Origin of the sequence: Reyranella sp., from assembly GCF_965279625.1 — a bacterium.
Lineage (GTDB): Bacteria > Pseudomonadota > Alphaproteobacteria > Reyranellales > Reyranellaceae > Reyranella.
Genome location: NZ_OZ257251.1, coordinates 3,943,105 through 3,968,332, shown reverse-complemented (window position 1 = coordinate 3,968,332; position 25,228 = coordinate 3,943,105). Strand labels below are relative to the sequence as shown.

Sequence of the window (25,228 nt, the reverse complement as noted above, 5' to 3'; positions counted from 1 at the left end):
GCCATGTGGAGCAATGTCCTCGACCTTGAGGAATTCTACGGCAGCACGCTCGGTCAGATGACCCAGCGGCTGCTGCGCGCCCGCCTGCGCGAGGTCTGGCCGAACGTGCGCGGCGAGACGGTGCTGGGGCTCGGCTTCGCACAACCGTTGCTGCGTCCGTTCATGGAAGAAGCCGGCCGCACGCTGGCCTTCATGCCGGCCCAGCAGGGCGTCACGCGCTGGCCGCGCGAAGGCCGCAACCTCGCCACCCTGGTCGACGAGCTCGACCTGCCGCTGCCCGACCGCTCGGTCGACCGCGTGGTCCTGGTCCATGCCGTCGAATGCACCGAACAGCTTCGCCCGATGCTGCGCGAGATCTGGCGCGTGATGGCCGATGGCGGCCGCATGGTCGTCGTTGCGCCGACGCGCACCGGCTTCTGGTCACAGGTCGACCGCTCGCCTTTCTATCAGGGCCATCCCTATTCGGCGGGACAGCTCAACGCGCTGCTGCGCGCCAACATGTTCGCGCCGCTGCGCCAGACGCGCGCGCTCTACATGCCGCCGACCCGGTCGCGGCTCATGATGCGCATGGCCCCGACCCTCGAGCGGTTCGGCCAGCGCTGGCTCGGCCGCTTCGGCGGCGTCAATGTCATCGAGTCGGGCAAGCAACTCTTTGCCGGCATCGCCGAACGCAGCCAGCCGCAAGCCGTCGCCGTGCGCCCCAAGCTGCGTATCGCCAGCTCGCGTGACACGCCGCAGGTCGCCGGAGCCGCGCGCACGACCGAGGACGGCGACAAGCCCGCCTCCTGAATCAAAGAAGAAAGAACGACATGGCTTTTTCTCCGCGCGTGATCGCGCTGCTGGGTTTTGGCGAGGCGGGATCGGCCATCGCCCGCGGTCTTGCAGCGGAAGGCGGCTGGCGCGGCCCTTCGAAACCCGGTGACAATGCACCGCGTCGCGTCATCGCCATCGACACCGCGCTCGACAAGGATCCGCGTGGCACGGCCCTGGGCAAGACCGCGCGGTCCCTCGATGTCGTGATCGCCGACGGCTACACCGAGGCGCTGAGCGAAGCCGATCTCGTGATCTCTGCCGTGCAGGGCGAGCATGCGCTCTCGGCCGCCCGATCGGCCGCGCCGCTCCTGAAGAAGGGCGCGCACTATCTCGACCTCTGCACCGTCACCGGCAGGATGTCGGACGAGGATCGCGCCGAGATCGAAAAGGGCGCGGGACGTTACGTCGACGTTGCCGTCATGGGCGGCTTCTTCAAGCAGGGCATCAAGGCGCCGATGCTGGTGGCGGGCGAGGATGCCGCCGACGCCGTTGCCTGGATGAACGCCAACGGCTTCGTCGCCACCTTGCTGGGGCCCAAGCCCGGCAGCGCCTCGTCGGTGAAGATGCTGCGCAGCACGCTGGTGAAGGGCATCGAGGCGCTGGGCGTCGAGGCGCTGGTCGCCGCGCAGCGCCAGGGCATTCTCGACGAGGTCCTGGGTTGCCTGGGCGATGCCGATTCGATGGGGCTCGCCGGCTTCATCACCATGCTGGTGCAGACGCATGTCGTTCATGCCCATCGCCGCTGGGAAGAGATGGGACTGGTCGCGCAGACGCTGCGCGAGACCGGCGTCGATCCGCTGATGACGGAAGTCATCGAGAAGAGCCATCGCCGCACGGTCGACGCCCAGATCGCGCCGCCCGACGGCCAGGTGCCGAGCCTCGAGGAGGCGCTGAAGATTCTCTCGGAGCGGGTGATCGGTGGACGCTGAGATCAAGACCGGCAAAGTCTTCGACCGGCTGGTGACGCTCCTCACCGAGGCCAACGCGAAGTTCCGCATCATCGAGCACACCCACGAAGGCAAGTCCGAAGCCATCAGCGCCATTCGCGGCAACCGTCCCGACCAGGCCGCCAAGGCCATGGTGCTCGACGTGCGCGGCGGTGGCGGCGGCAAGCGTCATGTGCTCGCGATCCTGCCGGGCAGCCGCAAGCTCGACTTCGCCGCCGTTGCCGCCCTGTTCGAGGCGCGCAAGTGCGGCTTCGCTTCGCCGGACACGGCGCAGGAACTGACCGGCTGCGTCATGGGCGCGGTCCCGCCCTTCGCGCTCAATCCCGCGCTCTCGATCGTGGTCGAGGAAGACCTGCTGGCCAACGAGACGCTGTTCTTCAACGCCGGCCGGCTCGACCGCTCGATGGAACTCGACACGAAGGATTGGCTTGCGCTCGCCAGGCCGCGCCTCGCCCGGATTGCCGTTCGTGACTGAGACCTGGAGCTTCGGTCCCGTTTCCGAGACTGACTTCGAACCGCTTCTGGCCCTGCGCACCGATGTGATGCGCGAGCATCTCGAACGGGTCGGCCGCTACACGCCCGAACGGTCGCGCCGCACGTTCCGCACGCATTTCGACGAGCCCGGCACACGACTGATCCTTCAGAAAGGTATCCGCGTCGGCTGCGTCGGCTTTCGCCGAAGCGACCAGGAAATCCGCATCGACTCTTTCTATCTCGACCGCCGCCTGCACGGGTCCGGCCTCGGCACGACAATCCTGAAGGCGCTGCTGGCCGAAGCCGATGCCGCCGGCCTGCCGGTGCGTCTCGAAGTCTTGAACGGCAGCAAGGCCGACCGGCTCTACCTGCGCCACGGCTTCGTGAAACTGAAGGAAGACGAGATCGAGGGCTTCTATGAAAGGCCCGCGCCGAGCCGCTCCATTGCCGCGCTGCTGCCGCGCGGTCCGGGCCACCAGTTCGTCTTCTACGGCGACGCCTGCTCCGGCGTCGCCGGCGCCCCGCACGAACGCACCTTCGCCGGCGTCAACGCGGCGGTGCGACGCCTTGTGCCCTCGCCCGAGTTCATCCTGTTCCTGGGCGACGAGATCGCGGGCTACACCGCCGATGCCGAGGCGCTCCGCGGACAATGGCGGCATTGGCTCGACGCGGAGATGGCCTGGCTCGATCGGCGCGCGACGCCGATGTGGCATACGACCAGCAACCACGCGACCTACGACACGATGAGTGAGGACGTGTTCCGCGAGGTGCACGATCACCTGCCGCACAATGGTCCTCCCGGGCAGGAAGGCCTGTCGTACTGGGTGCGCCGCGGCGACCTGCTGATGGTGTTCGTCCATACGCTGTGGACCGGCTTGGGCGGCGAAGGTCATGTCGAGACGAATTGGCTCCGCGCCGTCCTGCGCCAGCATGCCGATGCGCGCCATAAGCTCGTTGCCGGCCACCATCCGGTCCATCCGGTCAACGGCTTCGCCGGCGCCTATCAACGCGACGTCGGCCCCGAGCACGCCACGGCATTCTGGGACGTCTTGGTCGAGGGCGGCGTGCTGGCCTACCTGTGCGGCCACATCCTGGCGTTCGACGTGCAGGCCCATCGCGGCGTGCTGCAGATTTGCACGGCGGGCGCCGGCACCGCCCACCGCATGCCCGAGGGCATCGAATATCTCCATGCCGTTCAGGCTGCGTTGGATGACGGTGGCCTGCGCTATCAGGTACTCGATGCCGACGGCGTGGTCCGCGAGAGCCTGTCTTGGCCACTTGAGGTGCCGTCGGTCGAGCACTGGCGGGGTCTGGAGGAAGCGCGCTTCGGCAGGGACAGGATCGCCGCCTTCCGCTTCACCGGCCACGCCGCTCCCACGGGAACGAGCACCGCCCAGACGTTGCTCTCGGCCTCCCGCCCCGGCCGCCGCGCGCCCTTCTGGGTCGGCCTCAGCGGGCCGGCGCAACGCCTGACAGTGATTCTGGAACCGGAGCCCGGCCGCAGCCCTCACTATTGGCTCGGACCCTCCGTGACCGCGGATGCGCCATTTGACATCCAGCTACTAGTCCATCCCGGCATGGGGCCGGGTGGCCTGCTGTACCGTCTGTCTGGCGATGGACCTTGGTCATCGCTGTCGGCCGCCTCCGCCTGGGGCGCCGAGCGCCTGGACCGGCTGGACGATTGGAGTGTCGGCCACGGTCAGCAAGGCCCGGGCGACCGCGCCTTCCTCGGCCGCGAACTCGCGGTCTCAGCGGCGACTTTCGACCCGTAAGGGCTAAACCCGCCTCAGCACGAACACCCCCTGCTCGACGAACAGATCGGTGAGCTGCGCCAGCTCCTCCAGCACGCCTTGCAATGGTCAAGCTCCGGCCTGACGATCTCAACATCCAACCTGCAGGAGACGCGGGTGCGTCTGGTACTTGCCATCCTGTCGCTCAATCTGGCGATCTGTCTGCCCGCGGCAGCTCAGCCGAGCCGCCCGGCCTCTGAGTTCGACATCACGGCGGAGCAAAGCGCGATCTGCTCAGCCGGCAAGAGTGGCGCGCTGGACTTCTACCGCGCGCTCGTCGACGGATGGGAGGCCGATGGACGGTTGATTGCAGCCAACAAGCTGTATCCGATGGTACGCCGAGTAGGCCCCAGACTTTTGATCGCCGTTGACCAAGCCGGGGGCGTCGACCTCAGGGACAACACCGATGTGTGTGCTGCCCATAACTGGGACGCCAGCGGCCGTCAGCACCGCATCCGAGCTTACTTCCCTGTCAGCGGGATCCTCGCCGTCGGCCACCATGCCAAGGAAACGAACGGCCTCTACCTCTTTCGCCTGCACGATGGCGCGAAGGCGGAAATCGACGGCGGCCAGAAACTCCGCGAGTCGCCCGACAGCCATTGGCTTGCCATCGTCGAGTGGGACATGGGGCTCGAGCCGGCTGTGAGCCTCTGGAACAGTCGTGATCCCGATCTGAGCCCTCGCAAAAGGTTGAGCGATGCGACCGACGCCGCGTTTCATGGCCCCGCAAGGCTCGTCATAAACTACCGGGATCGCCCTCCGGTCACTCTTCACCTGCGCGATGGCGCCTGGGTCGAGGACTCAATCCCGCCGTAGCATGAACACCGCCTGCTCGCCGATCAGGTTGGCGAGCAGCGGCGGCAGGCTGATGCGGCGGCTCTTGCTGTTGAGCACGATGCCGCGCTCGATGCGCACGCCCATGGTGCGGCAGAGCGCGCGGAAATCGTCGATGCTGCAGAGATGGATGTTGGGCGTGTCGTACCACTTGTGGGGCAGCGACGCGGTTTCGGGCATGCGGCCGCCGAACACCAGCCGCAGCCGCACCTGCCAGTGCGCGAAGTTGGGAAAGGAGACGATGGCGCGCTTGCCGACGCGCAGCATCTGCTCCAGCACCCGGCGCGGCTCGCGCGTGGCCTGCAGCGTCTGGCTCAGGATCACATAGTCGAACGCATCGTCGGGATAGTCGCGCAGGTCGGCATCGGCGTCGCCCTGGATGACCGACAGGCCGTTGGCCACGCAGGCGTTCACGCCGGCCTGGCTGAGTTCCATGCCGCGGGCATCGACCCTCTTGGCGTTCATCAGATAGGCCAGCAGCGCGCCGTCGCCGCAGCCGACGTCGAGAGCACGGGTGCCGGGCTCGACCATGTCGGCGATGAGCTGCAGGTCGACGCGAATCGGGGCGTTCATCAGTGGGCACTCCGGAGGCCGCGCGCCGTGGCGGCGCCCTTCAGGAAGCCCGAGAGGGTGCGGAACATTTCGGGCTCGTCGAGCAGGAAGGCGTCATGCCCCTTGTCGCTGTCGACCTCGACGAACGACACGTTGGCGGCGGCGGCGTTGAGCGCATGCACGACCGCGCGGCTCTCGCGCGTCGGGAACAGCCAGTCGCTGGTGAAGGACATCAGGCAGAAGCGGGTGGCCGTGCCCTTGAAGGCGTTGGCCAGCACGCCGCCATGCGCGCCCGCGAGGTCGAAATAGTCCATCGCCCGCGTGATGTAGAGGTAGCTGTTCGCATCGAAGCGATCGACGAAGGTCGAGCCCTGGTGGCGCAGGTAGCTCTCGACCTGGAAATCCGCATCGAAGCCGAAGCCCAGCGCATTGCGGTTCTGCAGGGAGCGGCCGAACTTGCGCTGAAGCGCCTGCTCCGAGAGGTAGGTGATGTGCGCCGTCATGCGGGCAACCGCGAGGCCGCGCGCCGGATTGGTCTGGTGCAGCCGATAGTCGCCGCCCTTCCACTCCGGATCGGCCATGATCGCCTGGCGGCCGACCTCGTGGAACGCGATGTTCTGCGCCGAATGATGCGCGGCGCAGGCGATCGGCACGGCCGAGAAGACGCGCTTGGGATAGCTGGCCGCCCATTCGAGCACCTGCATGCCGCCCATCGAGCCGCCGATCACGCAGAAGAGATCGGGAATGCCGAGATGGTCGAGCAGCGCCGCCTGAGCCCGCACCATGTCGCCGATGGTCACGACCGGGAAATGAAGGTTCCACGGCTGGCCGGTCGCGGGATCGCGGGCCTGCGGGCCGGTGGTGCCCATGCAATGGCCGAGCACGTTGATGCAGATGATGAAATAGCGGTCGGGATCGAGGATCTTGCCCGCCCCGATCAGGCTCTCCCACCAGCCGTCCTTGCCGGTGACGGGATGACGATCGGCGACGAACTGGTCGCAGGTCAGGGGATGGCAGACCAGCACGGCGTTCGACTTCACGTCGTTCAGCGTGCCGTAGGTCTGGTAGGCCACCCGGTAGGGGCCGAGATCGACGCCGCAGTCGAGGCGCAATGGCCGGTCCACGCCCAGGATCGCGTGGCGGCACTGGGCGAGCGCCTTGCGTTCGGCATCGGTGAGGTCGTCGAGCACTACCCACTCCAACGAAAAAGCCCCCGACCGGAAGGGCGGGGGCTTTTTCGAGCACTCCGACCTTTTAGCGGTGTTTAACGTGGCCGCAAGCCGGTCGGCTCAAATTCCACGGAGAGGCTCTATACGGTCGCGTATGGCGGGAGGCAAGCCCCTTGCGACTTGTTTGCCTTTACGTGGGCCGTCCGGACGTAGTATCGCCGCTGCGCACAGGAAAAAACGGCCTAATGGACGCTCCCAGTCTCGACAGCTTGCGGCAGGAAATCGACGCCATCGATACCGACTTGCACGGCCTGATCCGCCGTCGCGCGGAGGTCGTCGGGCTTATCTCCGCAACCAAGCCGGCGGGCGGCCTCGCCTTGCGTCCGGGCCGTGAGGCGCAGGTCCTGCGCAAACGGCTGGCGACGCACGACGGCCGGTTCCCGTCGGGCGCCGTCTATCGCATGTGGCGCGAGATGATGAGCGCCTTCACGCTGATCCAGACCCCCGGCCTCAAGATCGCGATCTGCCGGCCGGACGACCAGCCGGGCTACTGGGACCTCGCCCGCGACCATTTCGGCTGCCAGATCCCGTTCGTCGCCCACGACACGCCGGCCGGCGTGCTGTCGGCGGTGCGCGCCAGCACGACGACCCTCGGCGTCGTGCCCGCCCCGCTCGAGGCCGACTCGACACCGTGGTGGCCCCTGCTTGCCGGCAAGGACACGACCCTCCCGACCGTGATCGCCCGCCTGCCCTTCCTCGCCATGCCGAACGCGCGCGCGCGCGGCATCTCGGCCTTCGTGCTGGCCCGCATCGATGCCGAGCCGAGCGGCTTGGATCGCGGCCTGGTGGCCATCGAGGCGAAGAACGGACTGAGCCGCGACCGCATCGCCGCGGCGCTGGCCAAGGCGGGCCTGCCGGCCTTCACCTCGGCGCTGGACCAGGTCATGGCCGGGGTGCATCACTATCTCGTCGAGGTACCGGGCATGATCGCCGACGACGATCCGCGCCTGCGCGATCTCGAAATGGCCCTGGGCCTGGAAAAAGGCTGCGCGGCGGCCATCGGCGCCTATGCCGTGCCGATCGACGCCAAGCCGTGATCTGAACTTTCACAGGAGACTGGCATGAGCGCGCTCACCCCGCGTCCGGGCATCATGAAGATCGCGCCCTATGTGCCGGGCAAGGATTCGATCGACGGCAAGGAGACGATTGCCAAGCTGTCGTCCAACGAAGGCGCGCTCGGCCCCTCGCCCAAGGCGATGGCGGCCTACGCCAAGGCGGCAGCCGACCTGCATCGTTATCCCGACGGCGACACCGCGAACCTGCGCAAGGCGCTGGGCCGGCACTACGGTCTCGATCCGGCTCGCATCGTCTGCGGCGCGGGCTCCGACGAGATCCTGAACCTGCTGGTCCGGGCCTACTGCGGTCCCGGCGACGAGCTGCTCTACAGTCAGTACGGCTTCCTGATGTACGCGATCAACGCGCTGGGCGTCGGCGCGACCCCGGTCGCGGCGCCGGCCCGTGAGTATGGCAGCGACATCGATGCGCTGCTGGCGGCGGTGACGGACAAGACCCGGATCGTCTGCCTCGCCAATCCGAACAACCCGACCGGCACCTACGTCACCAAGGACGATGTGCGCCGCCTGCATGCCGGCCTGCCGAAGAACGTGCTGCTGATCATCGACGCGGCCTATGCCGAGTATGTCAGCAAGAACGACTACGATTCGGGCGTCGAGCTGGTCGACCAGGCCGAGAACGTGGTGATGACCCGCACCTTCTCGAAGATCTACGGCCTCGGCGGATTGCGTCTCGGCTGGATGTACGGACCGGCCGGGATCGTCGACGTGATGAGCCGGCTGCGCCAGCCGTTCAACGTCAACGCGGCGGCACAGATCGCGGGCATCGCGGCGCTCGACGACATTGCCCACACCGACGCCAGCCGCACCAACAACGACATCTGGCTGCCGTGGCTCAGCACCGAACTCACGAAGCTCGGCCTGGAGCCGGTGCCGAGCGTCGGCAACTTCCTGCTGATCGGCTTCGGCTCGAAGGAGCGCGCCGTCGCGGCCAACGACTGGCTGATGAACGACGGCCTGATTCCGCGCCTGGTCGCGGGCTACGGCCTGCCCGCGCATCTGCGCATCACGGTCGGGACCGAGGCCGAGGTGAAGGCCGTCCAGGCCTCGCTGGCCCGCTTCGTGGCCGCGAAATGAGCGAACCCCTGTTCGACAAGATCGCGCTGATCGGCATCGGCCTGATCGGCGGATCGATCGCACTGGAGGCCCGCAAGCGCGGGCTGGCCAGGACGATCGTGGCCGCCACGCGCAGCCCCGAGACGGCAGCCCTCGCCAACAAGCTGAAGCTCGCCGACCATTGCGGCACCGATCTCGCGGAAGCCTGCAAGGATGCCGACCTGGTGATCGTCTGCACGCCGGTCGGTGCCTGCGGACCGGCCGCCCAGGCCATCGCGTCGAGCCTGAAGCCGGGCTGCATCGTCTCCGACGTGGGCTCGGTGAAGCAGACCGTGATCGCCGATATGGCGCCGCACATTCCCAAGGGCGTGCATTTCGTGCCGGCCCATCCGGTCGCCGGCACCGAGAATTCCGGCCCCGAAGCCGCGCTGCTTGATCTGTTCCAGGGCCGCTGGTGCATCCTGACGCCGCTGCCCGACAGCGACAAAGCCGCCGTCGCCAAGCTCGAAGCCTTCTGGAAGGGTCTCGGCAGCCAGGTCGAGTGCATCGACCCCAAGGACCATGACCGGATCCTGGCCATCACCTCGCATCTGCCGCACCTGATCGCCTATACGATCGTCGGCACGGCCGACGATCTCGGCGGCCATCTCAACAGCGAGGTCCTGAAGTTCGCCGCCGGCGGCTTCCGCGACTTCACGCGCATCGCCGCCTCCGATCCCACCATGTGGCGCGACGTGTTCATGAACAACCGCGAGGCCGTTCTCGAAGTGCTGCAGCGCTTCCAGGAGGATCTGTTCTACCTGCAGCGTGCCATCCGCTGGGGCGAGGGCGATAAGCTGTTCGACCTGTTCACGCGCACGCGCGAAATCCGCCGCGCCCTGATCCACCTCAACCAGGCCTAGGTTGGGCGCGCCGGCGGCAGAGTCCTCGACCCGGCCCGAGTGGGTCTTCGGCTATGGCTCGCTGATGTGGAACCCGGGCTTCGCCACGCCGGAGACGCAGGCGGCGCGACTTCAGGGCTGGCACCGCGCCTTCTGCATCTATTCGGAACACTATCGCGGCACGCCCGAGAAACCGGGCCTCATGCTCGGCCTGCTGCCGGGCGGCTCCTGCCGCGGCCTGGCGCACCGGCTGCCCGCCGCCACCTACGACGAGGTGCGGCGCTACCTGATCCATCGCGAGATCGACAATGACGGCGTCTACGTCGAAACGGTTCGACCGCTCCGTCTCGATGACGGGCGAATCGTGCCTTCTCTGGTCTATCTTGCCGACCGCTCGCACCGGCAGTTCGCCGGCAAGCTGCCGGAGAACGAAGCGCTCAGGCTGATCCGCCAGGGCCATGGCGCCACCGGCAGCAGCCTCGACTACGTGCTGAATACCGTCACCCATCTCGGCGAGCTCGGTCTCAGCGACCGCTCGCTCGAGAGGCTGGCCCGCGCCGCCGCCGGCGACGCAGGACCTGCGAGCCGCTAGCGGCGCGCGGCCTCGGTCGCGAACACCGACTGCACGACGAAGCCAAGTTCTTCGCGTGCCTGCTCGACCGACAGGCCGAGGCGCTGGCGCAGGACGACCCAGCTTTCCGGCGCGATGGCCAGGGCCAGGGCGGTCAGGGTCCGCTGACGCGACTCCACCGGCAGAGCGGCCAGCTCGGGACCGAAGGCCTGCGAGAGGTGCGCGGTGTTGGCGCTGTAAATCTGCGAGATCATGTCGGCGGCTTCCGGCGAGCGGCGCTGCAGTGTCTCGACGAAGGTCCACATCGGGCGGAGCTGCTCGTAGCGGTCGGCGCACTGATTGATCAGGCTGGTCACGCGCTGCTCGACCGGGCCGGCGGCCGCAAGCTCCGGCGCTTCCCCGACCAGGGCGGCCAGGACGCGGCCGAGGACGGCGACGTAGAGTTCGGCTGTGTCGGCAAAGTGCTGGAAGACGGTTCGCGCCGAGACGCCCGCCATCTGGGCGATGTCGCGCACGATCGGCGCGACCTGCCCCGCAGCCGCGAGGGCCAGGGCCGAGGCGACGATCGATTCGCGCGTACGGGCAACGCGGTCGCCGCGACCGGCTGTGGGAAGCGGCTTCGTGTACAGGGTCTGACCGTCCATTCCTGACTCCCGAGCGAGTGTTTGCCGTCTTGTCGGCAACCTTGCCGATCCTGAAGATGACGCAAGCAAATCACTATATATGAAGCTACTACTGCATCGTCATTTCAAGTGCTGCGATGCGCTATAAGGGCGCGATCGACGTAAGATTTATGTAAGCCGACGGGGCCCCGATGTCCGAGAAAGTCTTTGCTCCCGCCTCCCTCGCCGCCCAGGCGATGGGATGGATCGACCCGGTCACCAAGGCCGTCGTGCCACCGATCCATATGGCGAGCACGTATCTTCGCGACGAGGACAACGGCTATCGTTCGGGACGCATCTATGCGCGCGCCGACAATCCCACGTTCGACCAGGCAGAAGCAACACTCACGGCGCTCGAAGGTGGCGCAAAGTCGCTGATCTTCTCCTCGGGCATGAGCGCCGCCACCGCCTGCTTCCTCGCTCTCTCGCCCGGTGATCATGTCGTGACTTCGAAAGTCATGTACTGGGCACTGCGCAACTGGCTGATGACTTTCGCGACGCACTGGGGCCTGAAGGTCGAGTTCGTCGACACCGACAAGACCGACGAGGTGGCAGCGGCGGTGAAGCCCGGCGTCACCAAACTCGTCTGGATCGAGACGCCGGCCAACCCGACCTGGAGCGTGTCCGACATTGCCGCGATCGCCGAGATCGCCCACAAGGCCGGCGCGCTGCTGGGCGTCGATTCGACGGTCGCCACGCCGGTGCTGACACGACCGATCGAGCATGGCGCCGACATCGTGATGCATTCGGCGACCAAGTACCTCAACGGGCATTCCGACATCATCGCCGGCGCTCTCACCGGCGCGCGCGACGATGCCTACTGGGCGAAGCTGCGCACCATCCGCGCGCAGCTCGGCACCATTCTCGGCCAGACCGAGGCATGGCTGCTGATGCGCGGCATGCGCACCCTGTTCCCGCGCGTCGCCTGGGCCTGCAAGTCGGCGCAGAGTCTCGCCGAAAAGTTCGCCGAGCATCCGATGGTGGAGCATGTCCTCTATCCCGGCCTGCCCTCCTTCGCCGGTCACGCGGCGGCGGCCAAGCAGATGACGGGCGGCTTCGGTGGCATGCTGTCGGTGCGCGTCAAGGGCGGCGAGCGCGCGGCCATCGCCACGGCGGCGCGCGTCGACCTGTGGAAGCGCGCCACGTCGCTGGGCGGCGTCGAGAGCCTGATCGAACATCGCGCCAGCATTGAGGGACCGGGCACGCCCTGCCCACCGGATCTTTTGCGACTGTCGGTCGGCGTCGAAGAGAGCAGCGACCTGTTCGACGATCTCGACCAGGCCCTGAAGCGCGCCCACAACGCTTAACGGGCCTCGTTGGAGCGCGCCACTCCAGTGGCGCTCAAGCTTCGTCGACAGGAAGGGTATGAGCGCAACTGGAGTGGCGCGCTCCCTTGATCGTCCTTCCGGCTACGACGCCGTCGTACCGAACACCGAAGCCAGCCCCGCGCCGATGCGCTCGTTCATCATCTCGATCGAGCCGTCGGTGTAAGCCGCGATCTTGGCGCCCGCGAGATGGCGGGCGAGCGGATAGTCGGCGCGCAGGCCGTTGGCGCCCATCGCCTGGATACAGTCGGCGATGCGCTGCACGGCCATGTCGGTCGCGAACTTCTTGGCATGGGCGGTCGGCAGCACGGCGTCGGCGCCCTCGTCGATCAGGCGCGCGGCGCGATAGCAGAGCAGCCGCGCGGCTTCGAGATCGGTCGCGGCATCGACCAGCTTCCAGCGCACGCCCTGATGCTCGATCACCGGCTGGCCGAAGGTCTGGCGCTGCTGCGTGTAGCGCACCGCCGTCTCCAGCGAGGCCTGCAGCATGCCGCAGCACATGGCCGCGACATAGGCGCGGGCGCCATTGATGCCGGCAAGTGCGGCCTTGAAGGCCTTGCCCGGCGGATGCAGCACCGCCTCGTCGGGCGCGAAATAGTCGACCAGCCGGAAGCCGCCGACGCCGATCGCGTGGCCGCCATGCAGCTCGAACGGCTTGTCGCGATGGAAGCCCGGCCGCTCGGCCTCGATCGCGAGGCAGATGATGCCGCGATAACCCTGCGACCTGTCGGTCTGCGCATAGGCCACCGAAAGACCCGCGACGGCGGCATTGGTGATCCAGGCCTTGGCGCCGTTCACTTTCCAGCCACCCTCGACGCGCACAGCTTCCATTTCGAGGCCGCCGAAGTCGCTGCCGACACCGGGTTCGCTGAGACCGGCGCAGCCGATTAGCTCGCCGGTCAGCATGCGCGGCAGCAGCCGCGCGACCTGGGCCGGCTGGCCATCGCGGGCGAAGCGCGCACAGGCATTGTGATGGTTGATCAGCGCGAAGGCGAAAGCGAAGTCATGCCGCGCGATCTCCTCGAAAGCGCGCAGCTTGCAGGAGAAGGACAGCCCCTGCCCGCCATGCTTCGTCGCCAGTTCGATCGTGTTGAGCCCGAGGGCACAGGCCGCCTGGATAGTCTCGAGCGGATAGCGACGCTCCCATTCCCAGCGGGCGGCGTTGGGCGCGACCTGTTCTTCGGCGAACGCCTGGGCGCGCGCCACGACGGCGCGCTCTTCGGGAGTGAGGACTTCATCGAGCATATGCCTGAGATACACGATTGGACCTCCGGCGCAACGGCAGGCTAGTATGGGCGCAATGCGGGTGTAGCTCAGTGGTAGAGCGTCGGCTTCCCAAGCCGTAGGTCGCGGGTTCGAATCCCGTCGCCCGCTCCATAATTTTTCGGGCAGGAACGTCGTGATGGGTGGTGAGGCACCGGCGCCGGTCGCGCCCAGCGGCGACTTCGCCGCCGATACGGCCGCCTTCTCGGCCTATTGGCGTGACAGCGCGGAGAGTCTCTCCCGTCTGCCCGCCAAGCCGAACCGCGATGCTGCCGCCTACGATCAGGCCGAGTCCCTGAAGCAGGCCGCGCGCGAGGCCCGCTTCGCCTTCCTGCGCCGCCATGCGCGCACGCTCTACGAAAAGCTGACCGACAATCGCACCACGTTCGTGCGCATCGAGCGACTGGTCTACGACGCGGCGGCCCTCGTGCCCGGCCTCGCGCCGACGCACGCCCAGGTCGCGGCCGAAGCCGAGCTGCGCCAGTCCGAGAAGGACGGCGTGGAGATCGACCAGGGCATCCTCTGCAACCAGTTCCTCGCCGATCCCGAGTGCGGCCTGCATCTCTGCCACGCGATGCTTTTGCCGCGTGAGGAGTCGGCGGACGCGCTCGCGAAGTTCCAGCGCGACGGCAGCCTCGATCTCGGCTGCGCCAAGGTCGAGCGCCAGGGCAAGGCGGCGGTGCTGCTGCTGTCCAACCGGCGTTTCCTCAACTCGGAGGACAATGCGACCCAGGCCGCGACCGAGATCGGCGCCGACGTCTGCATCCTCGACCGCCAGAGCGAGGTCGCGGTGCTGCGCGGCGACGTGGTGCCCGACGGCAAGTATGCCGGCCGCCGCGTCTACAATGCCGGCATCAATCTCACGCACCTCTACTACGGCAAGATCCCGTTCCTGTGGTTCCTGATCCGCGACATGGGGTTCGTGAACAAGATGTTCCGCGGCCTCGCCCGGCCGGACGTGCCACCTGATGAAGTCGCGGGCGATTCGATCGAGAAGCTCTGGATCTCGGCGGTCGAGACCTTCGCCATCGGCGGCGGCTGCCAGATCCTGCTGGCCTCCGACTTCAACATCGCCGGCCGCGATGCCTACATGACCCTGCCGGCACGCAAGGAAGGCATCATCCCGGCCATGGCGAACCTGCGCCTGTCACGCTTCGTGGGCGACCGGCTGGCGCGCCAGGCGATCATGTACGAGCGCCGCATCGAGTGCGATTCCGAGGTCGGCCGCATGATCTGCGACGAGGTCGTGGCGCCCGACGAGATCGACGCCACCATCGGGCGCGTCATCGACCGGCTGACCGGATCGGGCGCGGTCGGCGCCATCGGCAACCGCCGCGCGCTGCGTCTCGGCGTCGAGCCGCTCGACACGTTCCGCCGCTACGCCGCGCTCTACGCGCGCGAGCAGGCCTACTGCCATTTCAGCCCGGCGCTGATCTCGAATCTCGAACAGTACTGGAACGCCGCGAGCCGGCGGGCCTAGTGGTCATTCCACGAATAACCTCATCCTGAGGAGCGGTCCGCAGGACCGCGTCTCGAAGGATGGGAACGCGCACCACGTTGTTGCCCATCCTTCGAGACGGCCGCTTTGCGGCCTCCTCAGGATGAGGTGGGTGGTTAACGCCGGACAGAAACCTCAGTGCTCGCGCGGGGCGTGCTTGCCGAGAATGCGCTGCAAAGTACGGCGATGCATGTTGAGGCGGCGCGCCGTCTCCGAGACGTTGCGGTCGCATTGCTCGAACACCCGCTGGATATGCTCCCAGCGCACGCGGTCGGCCGACATCGGATTGCTGGGCGGCGGCGGCAGCTTCCGGCCGTGCGCGGTCAGCGCCTGCTCGATGGCGTCGGCGTCGGCCGGCTTGGCGAGATAATCGACAGCGCCTTCCTTCACGGCGGCCACCGCGGTCGCGATGTTGCCGTAGCCGGTCAGGACGACGATCCGGATATCGGGACGCGCCTGGCGCAGCGGCCCGACGAGTTCCAGCCCGTTGCCGTCGGCCAGCCGCAGGTCGAGCACGGCAAAGGCGGGCGGCCGGGCGGTCTGGGCCAGCGCTTCGGCCACGGAGCCCACGGCGGTGACGATGAAACCGCGTTGCTCGAGTGCACGCGCAATACGGTTGCGGAAAGCTGCATCATCGTCGGCGATCAGCAAGGTACGGTCCTTGTTGTTCGTCGTGCCGGCGATCACAGGCGACAAGGGGCGCGGGGCGCCGCTGTCCTGGGTCATGGCGACTCCTTCGACATCGGCCGCTATGTAGCCTTGAAGACGGGATTTGGCCAGCGCACCGAAACGGCGGCCCCGCCGCCCGTGGCGCTGCGGTTGCCGAAGGTCACGTTGGCGCCCGTGCGCTCGAGCAGAGTCTTGGCGATGAAGACGCCCAGACCCATGTGCCCCTCCTGGCCCTGCCGGGTCGAAATGAACGGCGTACCGAGCTCATCGAGCAGCGCCTCGGAGAAGCCCGGCCCGTCGTCGACGACCTCGACTTCCGACCATTCCCGGGTCCACCGGGTGGCGACGCGGACCTCGCGGCGGGCGAAGGAGACGGCGTTCTGCACGATGTTTCCGATACCCTGCATGATCTCCGGGCTGCGCAACTGGATCGGCGCCGTCTTCGGCACGCCCTCGCCGACCGGACCGGCCTCGAAGGCAATGGCGATCTCCTCGCGCGCGTAATTCTGCGCGGCCGCCTCGATCAGGGCCGGCAGCGGGACCAGCGTGTAGGAGTCCGAAACGTCGCCCGCGGGATCGGTCGAGAGCCGCGCCAGGATGGCGCGGCAGCGCTCCGATTCGGCGGCCAGCAGTTCGACATCCTCGCGCAGGGGATCGTCGAACTCGATCTCGCGCTGCATCTCCTTGGTGATCACGGCGATGGTCGAGAGCGGCGAGCCCAGCTCGTGGGCTGCGGCGGCCGCCAGCGCGCCGAGCGCCGAGAGCTGCTGCTCGCGCGCGAGGGCTGCCTGCGCGGCGGCCAGCGCATCGGCCATCTGGCGCGCCTCCTCCGCCGTCCGCCAGCCGTAGAGCGTGATCAGCAGGGTGGTGAGCGAGAGGCCGGCCCAGACGCCGACCTGGTAGATGTCGGGCAGGTCGGGCGGCGGGCCCCGCCAGGGCAGCGGCTGATAGAACAGGCCCAGCACCGCGATGCTCGCGATCGTGAGCAGGGTGAGTGCCACATTGCTCGCCAGCGACAGGATGGTGGCGCCGATGGCGACCGGCGCCAGCAGCAGCAGCGAGAACGGATTGCCGAGACCGCCCGTCAGATAGAGCAGCACGGCGAGCTGCAGGATGTCGAAGGCGAGGAAGATTGCCGCCTCGCGGTCGTCGATGCGCGCCGAGCCCGGCCGGCCGATGCTGACGGTCAGATTGAGCAGGCCCGAGAGCGCGATCGTGCCACCGACCGCCAGGACCGGCATGCCGAAGCCCAGCCCCCAGTGCACGACGGCGGCGGTGAAGGCCTGGCCCGCGACGGCACCCCAGCGGATGAAGACCAGGGTGCGCAGGCGCACGCCGCCGCGCAGCACGGGCACGGCGCCGGATCGCCGGGGAGCGGCCAGCGGGGTCTCTGTGGACGGGCGCGCGTCGTCGTCACGCACCGCCACGATCCTATTCCTCGATCATGAGATGCTTGCGATGCACCGTGGTGAAGAGCGGGATCTTGCGCTGGACCTTGCGGTCCGGCGGTTCCTTCACCAGCCGGCCGATCTCGCCCAGGATCAGCCCGGTGATGGTCGGCAGCGGCAACTCGCGCGCCTCGTCGAGGCGCACCCAGCGGATGTCGCCCATCTCGCTCGAATGACGGATCTCGCCGGACGCATCCTCGGCCCGCGCCATGAAGAAGCGCGCATTGAAGCGGCGCGGCCGGCCGGGCGGCGTCACCGCGCGCGCGATCAGGTCGAGACAGTCGAGCGCCGGCGCCATGCCCTGGTCGAGGAAGCCCTTCCAGTGCTCGCCATAGTCTTTCTTCGGAGCGCCGCCCTCGAGCGGCTTGCCCAGCATCAGGCCGCTCTCCTCGAAGGTCTCGCGCACGGCGGCGACGGCCAGTGCCCGCGCGCGCTGCGCCGAGGCCGCGCGCATCAGGCGCTCGTTGACGAAGGGATCGAGCGAGGTCGCGACCGGCACGCGCGCATCGTCGGGATCGACCTTGCCGCCCGGGAACACGTAGCGGTTGGGCATGAAGGCGTGAGCGGCGGCGCGGCAGCCCATCAGCACTTCCGGCGTGTCGCCCTTCATGCGCACGAGGATCAGCGTCGCGGCATCGCGTGGCCGCAGGTAGGGATAGACCTTGTCGATCTGCTCGACCGGCCGTTCGCTGCCGGGCTTCAGGGGGACCTTGGGGGCTTCGTCGTAGCCTTTGTCGGTGCCGCGAACCACGGCGCCTTCGGGAATGCCTCTTTTGCTCATGACAGCAAAGTTAAAGGGTCATTCAGCCCAACGCGAGCGATCTTTGAGCGGGGTTGCTCAATGGAGCGCGCCACGCGAGGCAAGCGAAAGGTCCCTCACTTCGTTCGGGATGACAATATTGTTCGAACTAGCGCAGTACGCCGATGCAAGAAAAGCTGTCATCCCGAACGAAGTGAGGGACCCTTGAATCAAAAGCTCCAATCCACCGGCGTGTCGGGGCGGAAGACGGTGATGTCCTTGCCGCCGCCGGGAACCGCTACGCGGTCGGGGATGTCCAGCGGCCTGGCGTGCAGGGTCACGGTCTCCTCGTTCGCCGGCAGGCCGTAGAAGCGCGGGCCGTTCAGGGAGGCGAAGCCTTCGAGATGGGCGAGCGCGCCCTCTTCGGCGAAGACCTGGGTGTAGACCTGCATCGCCACCGGCGCGTTGAACACACCCGCGCAGCCGCAGGCGCATTCCTTGGTGTCGGTCGTGTGCGGCGCGGTGTCGGTGCCGAGGAAGAACTGCGTACCGCCTGAAGTCGCCGCCCGTCGCAGAGCGAGACGATGCTCCTCGCGCTTGGCGATCGGCAGGCAATAGAAGTGCGGACGGATGCCGCCCTTGAAGATCGCATTGCGGTTGTAGCTGAGGTGATGCGGCGTGATCGTGCCGCCCATCCGGCCGGGATTGGCCTCGACGAAGGCCACGCCCTCGCGGGTCGTGATGTGCTCCAGCACGATCTTGAGGCCCTCGTGGCGCTTCAGCAGCGGCGCCAGCACCTTGTCCAGAAACACCGCCTCGCGGTCGAAGATGTCGACCTCGGGATCGGTCACTTCGCCATGGACCAGCAGCGGCATGCCGGCCTTCTCCATGGCCTCCAGCCCTTTCGCGACCTGGTCCATCGAGGTCACGCCGTGCGCCGAGTTGGTCGTGGCATGCGCCGGGTAGAGCTTGGCCGCGACCCAGACGCCCTCTTCCTTGCCGCGCGCGAGCTCGGCCGGGTCGGCGCCGTCGGTCAGGTAGCAGGTCATCAGCGGCTCGAAGTTCAGCGCCGCCGGCACCGCGGCGCGGATGCGCTCGCGATAGGCGCTGGCCTCGGCGACCTTCGTCACCGGTGGCACCAGGTTCGGCATGATGATGGCGCGGCCGAACTGGCGGGCGGTGTGCACGGCGCAGGCCGCCAGCATCGCGCCGTCGCGCAGGTGGACGTGCCAGTCGTCGGGACGGCGGATCGTGATGGAAGCGGGGTTCGCAGATGTGGGAGTCGGATGTGCAGAGGCCATGATGCGCTTTCTACGCTTGCTCCCGGACGGGCTCCAATGTTGATTGCGTGCATGAACGACCTGAATGACGCCGTCGCCTTCGCCCTGGCCGCCCAGTCCAACTGGCCCGCCAGCATGTACATGCCCGACGGGCAGTTCGTGATGACCTACGATTCGGGCGAGAAGGCCCCGGACAACGAGGTGCTGGGGCCGGTCACGCCGCGCGGCGGGCCGGCGGGCCTGATCTATCGCGGCGGCCACAAGATCGCCGAATGGGGCGACGCCGACCGCGCCGACATGACCTTCAGCGTCGCCAAGAGCTACCTGGCCCTGCTCGCGGGCCTGGCGCTGGGCGATGGGCTGATCAAAAGCCTCGACGACAAGGTCGCCGACTATGCGCTCGATGACGGATTCACCAGCGAGCAGAACCGCGACATCACCTGGCGCCACCTGCTGACCCAGACCAGCGAATGGGAGGGCACCGTCTTCGGCAAGGAAGACCGCATCGACCATAATCGCGTGGTCGGCGTCGCCGTCGCCGATGCGCCCAAGGGCACGCGCCGCGCGATGAAGAAGCCGGGGACGTTCTACGAATACAACGACGTGCGCGTGAACAGGCTGTCGCGCTCGCTGCTGCAGGTCTTCCGCGAGCCGCTGCCGCAGGTGCTGAAGCGCCGCATCATGGATCCGATCGGCGGCTCGCAGGGCTGGACGTGGGACGGCTATCGCAACTCCCACGACACGATCGACGGCAAGCAGATGCTGTCGGTGCCGGGCGGCGGCCACTGGGGCGGCGGCATCGTCATCTCGGCGCGCGACCTCTCGCTGATGGGACGGCTCGTCGCGCAGGGCGGCGTCTGGGACGGCAAGCGGATCCTGCCCGAGGGCTGGACAAGTGAGCTGGTGAAGCCCTGCCCCGTCGCGCCCTTCTACGGGTTGATGTGGTGGCTCAACACCGGCCGCAGGCAGTTCGCCGCCGCCTCCGAGAGCAGCTTCTTCGCGCTGGGCTGGGGCAGCCACATCGTCTGGATCGATCCCGAGAACGACCTCGTCACGGTGCTGCGCTGGATCGACCGCAAGAAGGCGCCGGAATTCGTCGAACGTCTCTTGGGTGCGATCAAAGCATGAGCCTCGATTTCTCCGCCGTCCCGACATTGCCGGACGGCCGCACCGCCGCCGAACATATCGATGCCGTCGCCGCCTTCTCGCAGGCGGTCCGCGTGCCCATGGGCCCCCGAAGCGTCGGCGGCACAGGCACGATGATGTGGCGCGTGTTCGGCGCCGACTCGCGTAAGCCGATCCTGCTGCTGTTCCACGGCGGCTCGGGCTCGTGGATCCACTGGATCCGCAACGTGCTGCCGCTCAGCGCGCATTTCACCGTCTACGCCGCCGACCTGCCGGGGCTGGGCGACAGCGACCCGCCCGACGACGTGGACGACATCTGGTCGGTGACGCACTGCGTGCAGCACGCGATGGAGGCGCTGCTGCCCCGGCACCAGCCGTTCGCCATCGCGGGCTTCTCCTTCGGCGGCATGGTCTCCGGCCACATCGCCACTCTGTTCGAGGACCGGCTGACCCGCATCGCGCTGGTCGGCGCCGGCGGCCTCAAGGCCACGCGCAAGCCCGGCCCGAAGCTGCACAAGCTTTTGGCCGAGATGCCGCCCAGGACGCTGGCGGCCGAGGCGCGGCGCAATCTCGAGATCCTGATGCTGCACGACCCTAAGAAGGTCGACGGCGTGGCGATCCACATGCAGATCCTCAACACGACGCGGGCCAAGACGCGCAGCCGCATCATGGGCCAGGCCTTCAAGCTCAGCGAAGTGCTGCCGCGGGTGAAGACGCCGCTCACCGGCATCTGGGGCGAGTTCGATTCGACGACCTATCCGCACATCCAGGAGCGCATCGATCTCTTCCGCGCGCTGCAGCCCGACTTCGAGATGAACGTCATTCCCGGCGCCGGCCACTGGGTGGCCTATGAAGCGGCCGAGGCTTTCAACGAGGTCCTGCTCCGCGTCCTCGCGAAGTGACGAACGCCCGATCGGCCGCCGCCGTCCTGCTGGCTCTGGTCGTGGCTCCGGCCGCGGCGCAGCAGAACGTCGCCAACAATCCGCTGACCGACATTCCGGCCATCCAGGTGCAGAACTACCTGCAGCCGGTGATGAGCGGCCGGCCGGGCAGCGGCGCCGACCAGCCCTTCCTGCGCGGGATCCTGCCGCACGACACGTTCGGCTGGCCGCAGCTCCTGCGCGCGTCGCTGGCCACCGGCACGACGGTCTGGGGACCGGCCGGCACCGAGAGCGGCCTGGGCGACCTCACGCTGTTCGACGTGCCGCTCTTCCAGTTCGCCAATGCCAAGCTGGGAATCGGGCCGCTCCTGATCCTGCCCACCGCCACCAGCCCGGCGCTGGGCGAGCGCAAGTGGCAGGCCGGCGCGCAGGCCGTCGTGAGCGCCCCCTACGACTGGGGCCTCCTTGCCGCGCTGGTCGCCTACCAGCAGGCCTTCGACGGCAGCGCGCGCTCGCTCACCATCCAGCCCTTCCTGTTCTACAATCTCACCGACGGCTTCTACCTGCGCTCAAGCGGCATCACGGCGATCGATTTCGGCCGCCAGCGCGCGGTCGTGCCGGTCGGGCTCGGCCTCGGCCGGGTCCGGCGCCTCGACGACGGCAACGTGCTCAACATGTATCTCGAGCCGCAATACTCGGTGGTGCAGAGCGGCCCCGGGCAGCCGAGCTTCCAGATCTTCGCCGGCTTCAACATCCAGTTCCCGCCGGGCCGCAACCCCTGAACGGGGATGTCGGGCGCGGAACGGGTTGCCTGCGCGCGCGCATCGGCCTTCAATGATCGGGAAAGGTCCCTCGCTTACGCTCGGGATGACAATTTTGTTCGGATCGACGCAGTGCGCCGATCCCGACACCCGTTGTCATCCCGAGCGCAGCGAGGGACCCTTAATCAATGCGGCAGCCCCACCCAAAAGAGGGCGCCCGAACGGAGGAAACGAATGCCCAACCTGCTCTGCGTCGGCACCGCCGGCATGTCGGTGTGGTTCAGCCGCGACGACGGCGAGACCTGGATCCGGCCCTATATCGAATCCGGCCTCTATCTCGAGGCCCGCGTCTGGGCGCTGTCGGCGCACCCGAAGCGGCCGGGCGAAGTGCTGGCCGGCACCGACTCCGGCCTCTATCGCTGGAACGAGGGCGACCAGAAATGGACGCACCTGCCCTCGGTGCTGGACGGTTACGACATCTGGGCGATGGCGCAGGCGCCGGACGATCCCGACACAATCGTGGTCGGCACCCAGCCCGCGGCCATCTTCGTCTCGACCGACGGCGGCAAGAGCTTCACGCCCGCGCAGGGCTCGTTCGCCGACGCCTGCATCTTCGTGGGCAAGCCCCGCGTGACGCAGATCATCTTCGATCCGGTCGACAAGGACACGCTGTGGGCCGGCGTCGAGATCGACGGCGTGCACCGTTCGACCGATCGCGGCCGCACCTGGAAGAAGGTGGGCCAGGGCATCAACTCCGAGGACATCCATGGCCTCGCGATCATCAGACAAGAGGGGATCCGCAACGGATCGAAGCTGGTCTATGCCACGACCAACCGCGGCCTGAACCTCAGCCGCGACAATGGCGAGACCTTCGCCTTCCAGGAACTCGACTCGCCCTGGCAGTACACCCGCACCATCGTGCCCCGCGCCGACGGCGACGCGACGGTGTTCCTGACCAACGGCAACGGCCCGCCGGGCTCGACCGGCCGGCTGCTGCGCAGCACCGACCATGGCGCGCACTGGCAGGACGCCAACCTGCCCGGCGAGCTCAACTCGACGCCGTGGACGGTGGCGACGCATCCCTCGAACCCGAAGCTGATCTTCGTCTGCTCCAACCTCGGCCAGCTCTTCCGCTCGACCGACGGCGGCGAGACCTGGACCAAGCTCCCGCGCGAGTTCGGCGAGGTCCGCAGCACGATCTGGCAGCCGCTACCCTGAATACCCAGACGCAGACGCACCACGCCCGAGCCCACCGCCCCCCTCATCCTGAGGAGCGCCGCGGAGCGGCGCGTCTCGAAGGATGGGCAACAAACGCAGTGCTCGTTCCCACCCTTCGAGACGCTCACTGCGTTCGCTCCTCAGGGTAAGGTGTTTTTAGAGGCCCCGGCGCGCAATATTGTTTCGCGAACGGTTATCAAGTAGGGGGTGCGACTCCCATTTCGACTGTTTCGTTTATTTCGTTTGTTTCGATTATTCGCCAGATCTCAGCTTTCCAACGACCCGCCACAGGAGCCCGCGATGAAAACCACCGTCGCCGAGATCGCGCCGAGCATCTACCGCCTCTCGACCTTCGTGAACGCCGTCGGACCGACCGGCTTCACCTTCAACCAGTTCCTGATCGACGCCGACGAGCCGCTGCTCTTCCACTACGGCCAGCGCAGCCTCTTCCCGCTGATCGTCGAGGCGGTGAAGACCGTGATCCCGCTCGCCAAGCTGCGCTGGACGACCTGCTCCCATGTCGAGGGCGACGAAAGCGGCGCGCTCAATCAGTGGCTCGCCGCCGCGCCCAACGCCCAGCCGGCGCACGGCCAGCTCGGCTGCAACATCTGGCTGGCCGACATGGCCGACCGCCCGCCGCGCGCGCTCAAGGACAACGAGGTGCTCGACCTCGGCGGCAAGCGGGTGCGCTGGCTCGACACGCCGCACGTGCCGCACAACTGGGACGCCGGCCTGATCTACGAGGAGACGACCGGCACGCTGTTCAGCAGCGACCTCTTCACCCAGACCGGCCCCGCCGATCCCACCACCGAAAGCGACATCGTCGCCCCCGCCATCGCGGTCGCCGAGCGCCTGCCGTTCATGCCGCCGACGCCGATGGCGGAGCCGACGCTACGAAGGCTGGCGGCGCTGAAGCCGACGACGATCGCGCTGATGCACGGGCCGACGTTCAAGGGCGATGGGGCGGCGGCATTGGAGGGGTTGGCTGAGCACTACTCAAAGTATAATAAATAGTGCCTACTGCGCCCGGAAGCGTCTTTTCATCCTTGCAATCTGCCGACGTGAAAACCGAAGTGATACCGCAGCAACACCTCCTCACGGAGTTCGCATTTCTGGACACGGAAGCCTACATCCGCTGTCGATTTGATTTTACCAAGGGGCACTTAGGAAAACTCGCCGAATACGGCAGAGCGGGCCTAGTTCGTGTTTTGATAACCGATGTGACTCGTCGCGAGGTCCTCAGACACTTGGAGGCGCGCGTCCGCGCAGCATTGGAGACCGCCAAGAAAGATCATCACATCCTGACTCAGGCGGGCATGCAACCAGGAACGCCAGCACCTGCGCAGGACGCGATAAGAAGTTCCGAGGCGGCTTTCGATAGGTTTCGAATTGCGACGCGTGCCATGACAGTGCCGCTAAAGGCCAACCTTGAGTCGATAGTTGACGATTACTTCAGTCGACGCCCACCGTTCTCAGACAAAAAGCAAAGTGAATTTCCGGACGCGATAGTTGCGGCATCTCTTCGGCATTGGTGCGCTGACAAAAAATGTTCTGCCTATGTCGTGTCTGGAGACAAGGACTTCGACGGGATCTGCGCCACTGCTCAAGAGCTGCACAAACTAGACAGCGTAGCGGAGCTACTTACTCATGCTAGTGTTTCAGAAGAAACGCACCGAGCAATCGTCGAACGCATTAGAGTTAGCAATCAATTAGAGCATCTTCTGGAACAGGAGTTGATTGGTCGATACGCAGAGACCTCTGCTGCGTCAAAATACTATGCACCCAGTCCAATCTCTGCTGAAGGAAGAGTGATCACGGCACGAATTGAAAAGATAGATACGATTAACGTGATCGATGCCAAGCAGCCTTTCTATACATGTGCCCTTGAATTCGAGGCAGTGCTTACTCTTGATTTGGAGATTACGGACGTTAGCGCGTTGGGCAGCCACGAATTCTCTAGGTCTACTCTCGATGTCGCCGAGCGTTGCACAGCTGAAGTGCAACTCCGATATTCTGGGTCTCTCTTCGACATCGAGTCCGTCACAGTTGAAGAGGAGACCATCAACCTTGATGAGATGATTGAGGACTTTTATCCCTGACTATCGATGCCTTCCTCTCGACCTATCGCCCCGCGCTGAC

The 25,228-nt window shown here is 67.0% G+C and carries 25 protein-coding genes, 1 tRNA gene and 1 riboswitch; of the genes, 18 read left to right on the top strand and 8 right to left on the bottom strand.

The window, feature by feature from the left end; all coding sequences use genetic code 11:
* The first annotated feature begins 3 nt into the window (after positions 1 to 3).
* The 5 genes from ACQY78_RS19270 to ACQY78_RS19250 all read left to right on the top strand — a co-directional run bounded on the left by ACQY78_RS19270 (position 4) and on the right by ACQY78_RS19250 (position 4,840).
* Positions 4 to 789, top strand: coding sequence for a class I SAM-dependent methyltransferase (locus ACQY78_RS19270; RefSeq protein WP_425069313.1), 786 nt, complete (start codon positions 4 to 6; stop codon positions 787 to 789).
* A 20-nt stretch (positions 790 to 809) separates the two neighbouring features.
* On the top strand, positions 810 to 1,742 hold the full coding sequence (locus ACQY78_RS19265; RefSeq protein WP_428677700.1) for a DUF1932 domain-containing protein: 933 nt from the start codon (positions 810 to 812) through the stop codon (positions 1,740 to 1,742).
* Positions 1,732 to 2,235 (top strand): YbaK/EbsC family protein, encoded by a 504-nt coding sequence (locus ACQY78_RS19260; protein WP_428677697.1) that lies wholly within the window; start codon positions 1,732 to 1,734, stop codon positions 2,233 to 2,235. The genes ACQY78_RS19265 and ACQY78_RS19260 overlap by 11 nt, the downstream gene beginning before the upstream one ends.
* A complete protein-coding gene (locus ACQY78_RS19255) occupies positions 2,228 to 4,006 on the top strand; it encodes a GNAT family N-acetyltransferase (RefSeq protein WP_428677695.1) in 1,779 nt (592 codons plus the stop codon). The genes ACQY78_RS19260 and ACQY78_RS19255 overlap by 8 nt, the downstream gene beginning before the upstream one ends.
* Positions 4,007 to 4,141: 135 nt before the next feature.
* Positions 4,142 to 4,840: a hypothetical protein gene (locus ACQY78_RS19250; protein ID WP_428677693.1), complete on the top strand. Its 699-nt coding sequence runs from the start codon at positions 4,142 to 4,144 to the stop codon at positions 4,838 to 4,840.
* Here the strand turns inward: ACQY78_RS19250 and metW are convergent.
* Complete coding sequence (gene metW / locus ACQY78_RS19245; RefSeq protein WP_422033677.1) at positions 4,826 to 5,431, bottom strand: methionine biosynthesis protein MetW; 606 nt, start codon at positions 5,429 to 5,431, stop codon at positions 4,826 to 4,828. The genes ACQY78_RS19250 and metW overlap by 15 nt on opposite strands.
* Positions 5,431 to 6,543: a homoserine O-acetyltransferase MetX gene (gene metX, locus ACQY78_RS19240; protein ID WP_428686437.1), complete on the bottom strand. Its 1,113-nt coding sequence runs from the start codon at positions 6,541 to 6,543 to the stop codon at positions 5,431 to 5,433. Before metX ends, metW begins: the two co-directional genes overlap by 1 nt.
* A gap of 101 nt (positions 6,544 to 6,644) precedes the next feature.
* A riboswitch (SAM riboswitch) is annotated at positions 6,645 to 6,720 on the bottom strand.
* A 104-nt stretch (positions 6,721 to 6,824) separates the two neighbouring features.
* Here metX and ACQY78_RS19235 point away from each other — a divergent pair.
* From ACQY78_RS19235 to ACQY78_RS19220, 4 genes are read left to right on the top strand one after another with little or no spacing between them, the layout of a single operon-like run.
* On the top strand, positions 6,825 to 7,676 hold the full coding sequence (locus ACQY78_RS19235; RefSeq protein WP_428677691.1) for a chorismate mutase: 852 nt from the start codon (positions 6,825 to 6,827) through the stop codon (positions 7,674 to 7,676).
* Positions 7,677 to 7,700: 24 nt separating this feature from the next.
* The gene (gene hisC, locus ACQY78_RS19230) at positions 7,701 to 8,789 is read left to right on the top strand and encodes a histidinol-phosphate transaminase (protein ID WP_428677689.1); all 1,089 of its coding nucleotides are present in this window, start codon (positions 7,701 to 7,703) and stop codon (positions 8,787 to 8,789) included.
* Entirely contained in the window at positions 8,786 to 9,670 is an 885-nt protein-coding gene (locus ACQY78_RS19225; protein ID WP_428677687.1) for a prephenate/arogenate dehydrogenase family protein, read from the top strand. Before hisC ends, ACQY78_RS19225 begins: the two co-directional genes overlap by 4 nt.
* A gap of 1 nt (position 9,671) precedes the next feature.
* Positions 9,672 to 10,241 (top strand): gamma-glutamylcyclotransferase, encoded by a 570-nt coding sequence (locus ACQY78_RS19220; RefSeq protein WP_428677685.1) that lies wholly within the window; start codon positions 9,672 to 9,674, stop codon positions 10,239 to 10,241.
* Here ACQY78_RS19220 and ACQY78_RS19215 read toward each other — a convergent pair.
* Positions 10,238 to 10,864: a TetR/AcrR family transcriptional regulator gene (locus tag ACQY78_RS19215; RefSeq protein WP_428677683.1), complete on the bottom strand. Its 627-nt coding sequence runs from the start codon at positions 10,862 to 10,864 to the stop codon at positions 10,238 to 10,240. The two genes, ACQY78_RS19220 and ACQY78_RS19215, sit on opposite strands and share 4 nt — an antisense overlap.
* Before the next feature lie 170 nt (positions 10,865 to 11,034).
* On the opposite strand from ACQY78_RS19215, the gene ACQY78_RS19210 reads away from it, so the two are divergent.
* Entirely contained in the window at positions 11,035 to 12,189 is a 1,155-nt protein-coding gene (locus tag ACQY78_RS19210; RefSeq protein WP_428677681.1) for a trans-sulfuration enzyme family protein, read from the top strand.
* Between the two features lie 102 nt (positions 12,190 to 12,291).
* On the opposite strand, the gene ACQY78_RS19205 is transcribed toward ACQY78_RS19210, so the two are convergent.
* Positions 12,292 to 13,467, bottom strand: coding sequence for an acyl-CoA dehydrogenase family protein (locus ACQY78_RS19205; protein WP_428677679.1), 1,176 nt, complete (start codon positions 13,465 to 13,467; stop codon positions 12,292 to 12,294).
* Between the two features lie 42 nt (positions 13,468 to 13,509).
* Between ACQY78_RS19205 and ACQY78_RS19200 the strand changes: the two genes are divergently transcribed.
* Together ACQY78_RS19200 and ACQY78_RS19195 are read left to right on the top strand one after the other, a co-directional pair.
* A tRNA-Gly gene (locus tag ACQY78_RS19200) sits at positions 13,510 to 13,584 on the top strand.
* 25 nt (positions 13,585 to 13,609) lie between these two features.
* Complete coding sequence (locus ACQY78_RS19195; RefSeq protein WP_428677677.1) at positions 13,610 to 14,950, top strand: enoyl-CoA hydratase/isomerase family protein; 1,341 nt, start codon at positions 13,610 to 13,612, stop codon at positions 14,948 to 14,950.
* 153 nt (positions 14,951 to 15,103) lie between these two features.
* Here ACQY78_RS19195 and ACQY78_RS19190 read toward each other — a convergent pair whose 3' ends face one another.
* The 4 genes from ACQY78_RS19190 to pyrC form a co-directional block, all read right to left on the bottom strand.
* Entirely contained in the window at positions 15,104 to 15,694 is a 591-nt protein-coding gene (locus tag ACQY78_RS19190) for an ActR/PrrA/RegA family redox response regulator transcription factor (protein WP_295133027.1), read from the bottom strand.
* Between the two features lie 23 nt (positions 15,695 to 15,717).
* Positions 15,718 to 17,064 carry an ActS/PrrB/RegB family redox-sensitive histidine kinase gene (locus ACQY78_RS19185; RefSeq protein WP_428677674.1) on the bottom strand — a complete coding sequence of 449 codons (1,347 nt, stop codon included), beginning with the start codon at positions 17,062 to 17,064 and terminating at the stop codon, positions 15,718 to 15,720.
* Between the two features lie 4 nt (positions 17,065 to 17,068).
* Complete coding sequence (locus ACQY78_RS19180; protein WP_428677672.1) at positions 17,069 to 17,866, bottom strand: NUDIX hydrolase; 798 nt, start codon at positions 17,864 to 17,866, stop codon at positions 17,069 to 17,071.
* A 188-nt stretch (positions 17,867 to 18,054) separates the two neighbouring features.
* Positions 18,055 to 19,125, bottom strand: a complete 1,071-nt coding sequence (gene pyrC / locus ACQY78_RS19175) for a dihydroorotase (RefSeq protein WP_428677670.1) — start codon at positions 19,123 to 19,125, stop codon at positions 18,055 to 18,057.
* A 51-nt stretch (positions 19,126 to 19,176) separates the two neighbouring features.
* Between pyrC and ACQY78_RS19170 the strand changes: the two genes are divergently transcribed.
* From ACQY78_RS19170 to ACQY78_RS19145, 6 genes are all read left to right on the top strand, one after another.
* The gene (locus ACQY78_RS19170; protein ID WP_428677668.1) at positions 19,177 to 20,232 is read left to right on the top strand and encodes a serine hydrolase domain-containing protein; all 1,056 of its coding nucleotides are present in this window, start codon (positions 19,177 to 19,179) and stop codon (positions 20,230 to 20,232) included.
* On the top strand, positions 20,229 to 21,131 hold the full coding sequence (locus tag ACQY78_RS19165) for an alpha/beta fold hydrolase (RefSeq protein ID WP_428677667.1): 903 nt from the start codon (positions 20,229 to 20,231) through the stop codon (positions 21,129 to 21,131). Before ACQY78_RS19170 ends, ACQY78_RS19165 begins: the two co-directional genes overlap by 4 nt.
* Positions 21,128 to 21,892: a hypothetical protein gene (locus tag ACQY78_RS19160; protein WP_428677665.1), complete on the top strand. Its 765-nt coding sequence runs from the start codon at positions 21,128 to 21,130 to the stop codon at positions 21,890 to 21,892. Before ACQY78_RS19165 ends, ACQY78_RS19160 begins: the two co-directional genes overlap by 4 nt.
* 213 nt (positions 21,893 to 22,105) lie before the next feature.
* Positions 22,106 to 23,089, top strand: coding sequence for a WD40/YVTN/BNR-like repeat-containing protein (locus ACQY78_RS19155; RefSeq protein ID WP_428677663.1), 984 nt, complete (start codon positions 22,106 to 22,108; stop codon positions 23,087 to 23,089).
* A gap of 300 nt (positions 23,090 to 23,389) precedes the next feature.
* Complete coding sequence (locus ACQY78_RS19150) at positions 23,390 to 24,103, top strand: MBL fold metallo-hydrolase (protein ID WP_428677661.1); 714 nt, start codon at positions 23,390 to 23,392, stop codon at positions 24,101 to 24,103.
* A 47-nt stretch (positions 24,104 to 24,150) separates the two neighbouring features.
* The gene (locus ACQY78_RS19145) at positions 24,151 to 25,188 is read left to right on the top strand and encodes a PIN domain-containing protein (protein ID WP_428677659.1); all 1,038 of its coding nucleotides are present in this window, start codon (positions 24,151 to 24,153) and stop codon (positions 25,186 to 25,188) included.
* Positions 25,189 to 25,228: the final 40 nt, after the last annotated feature.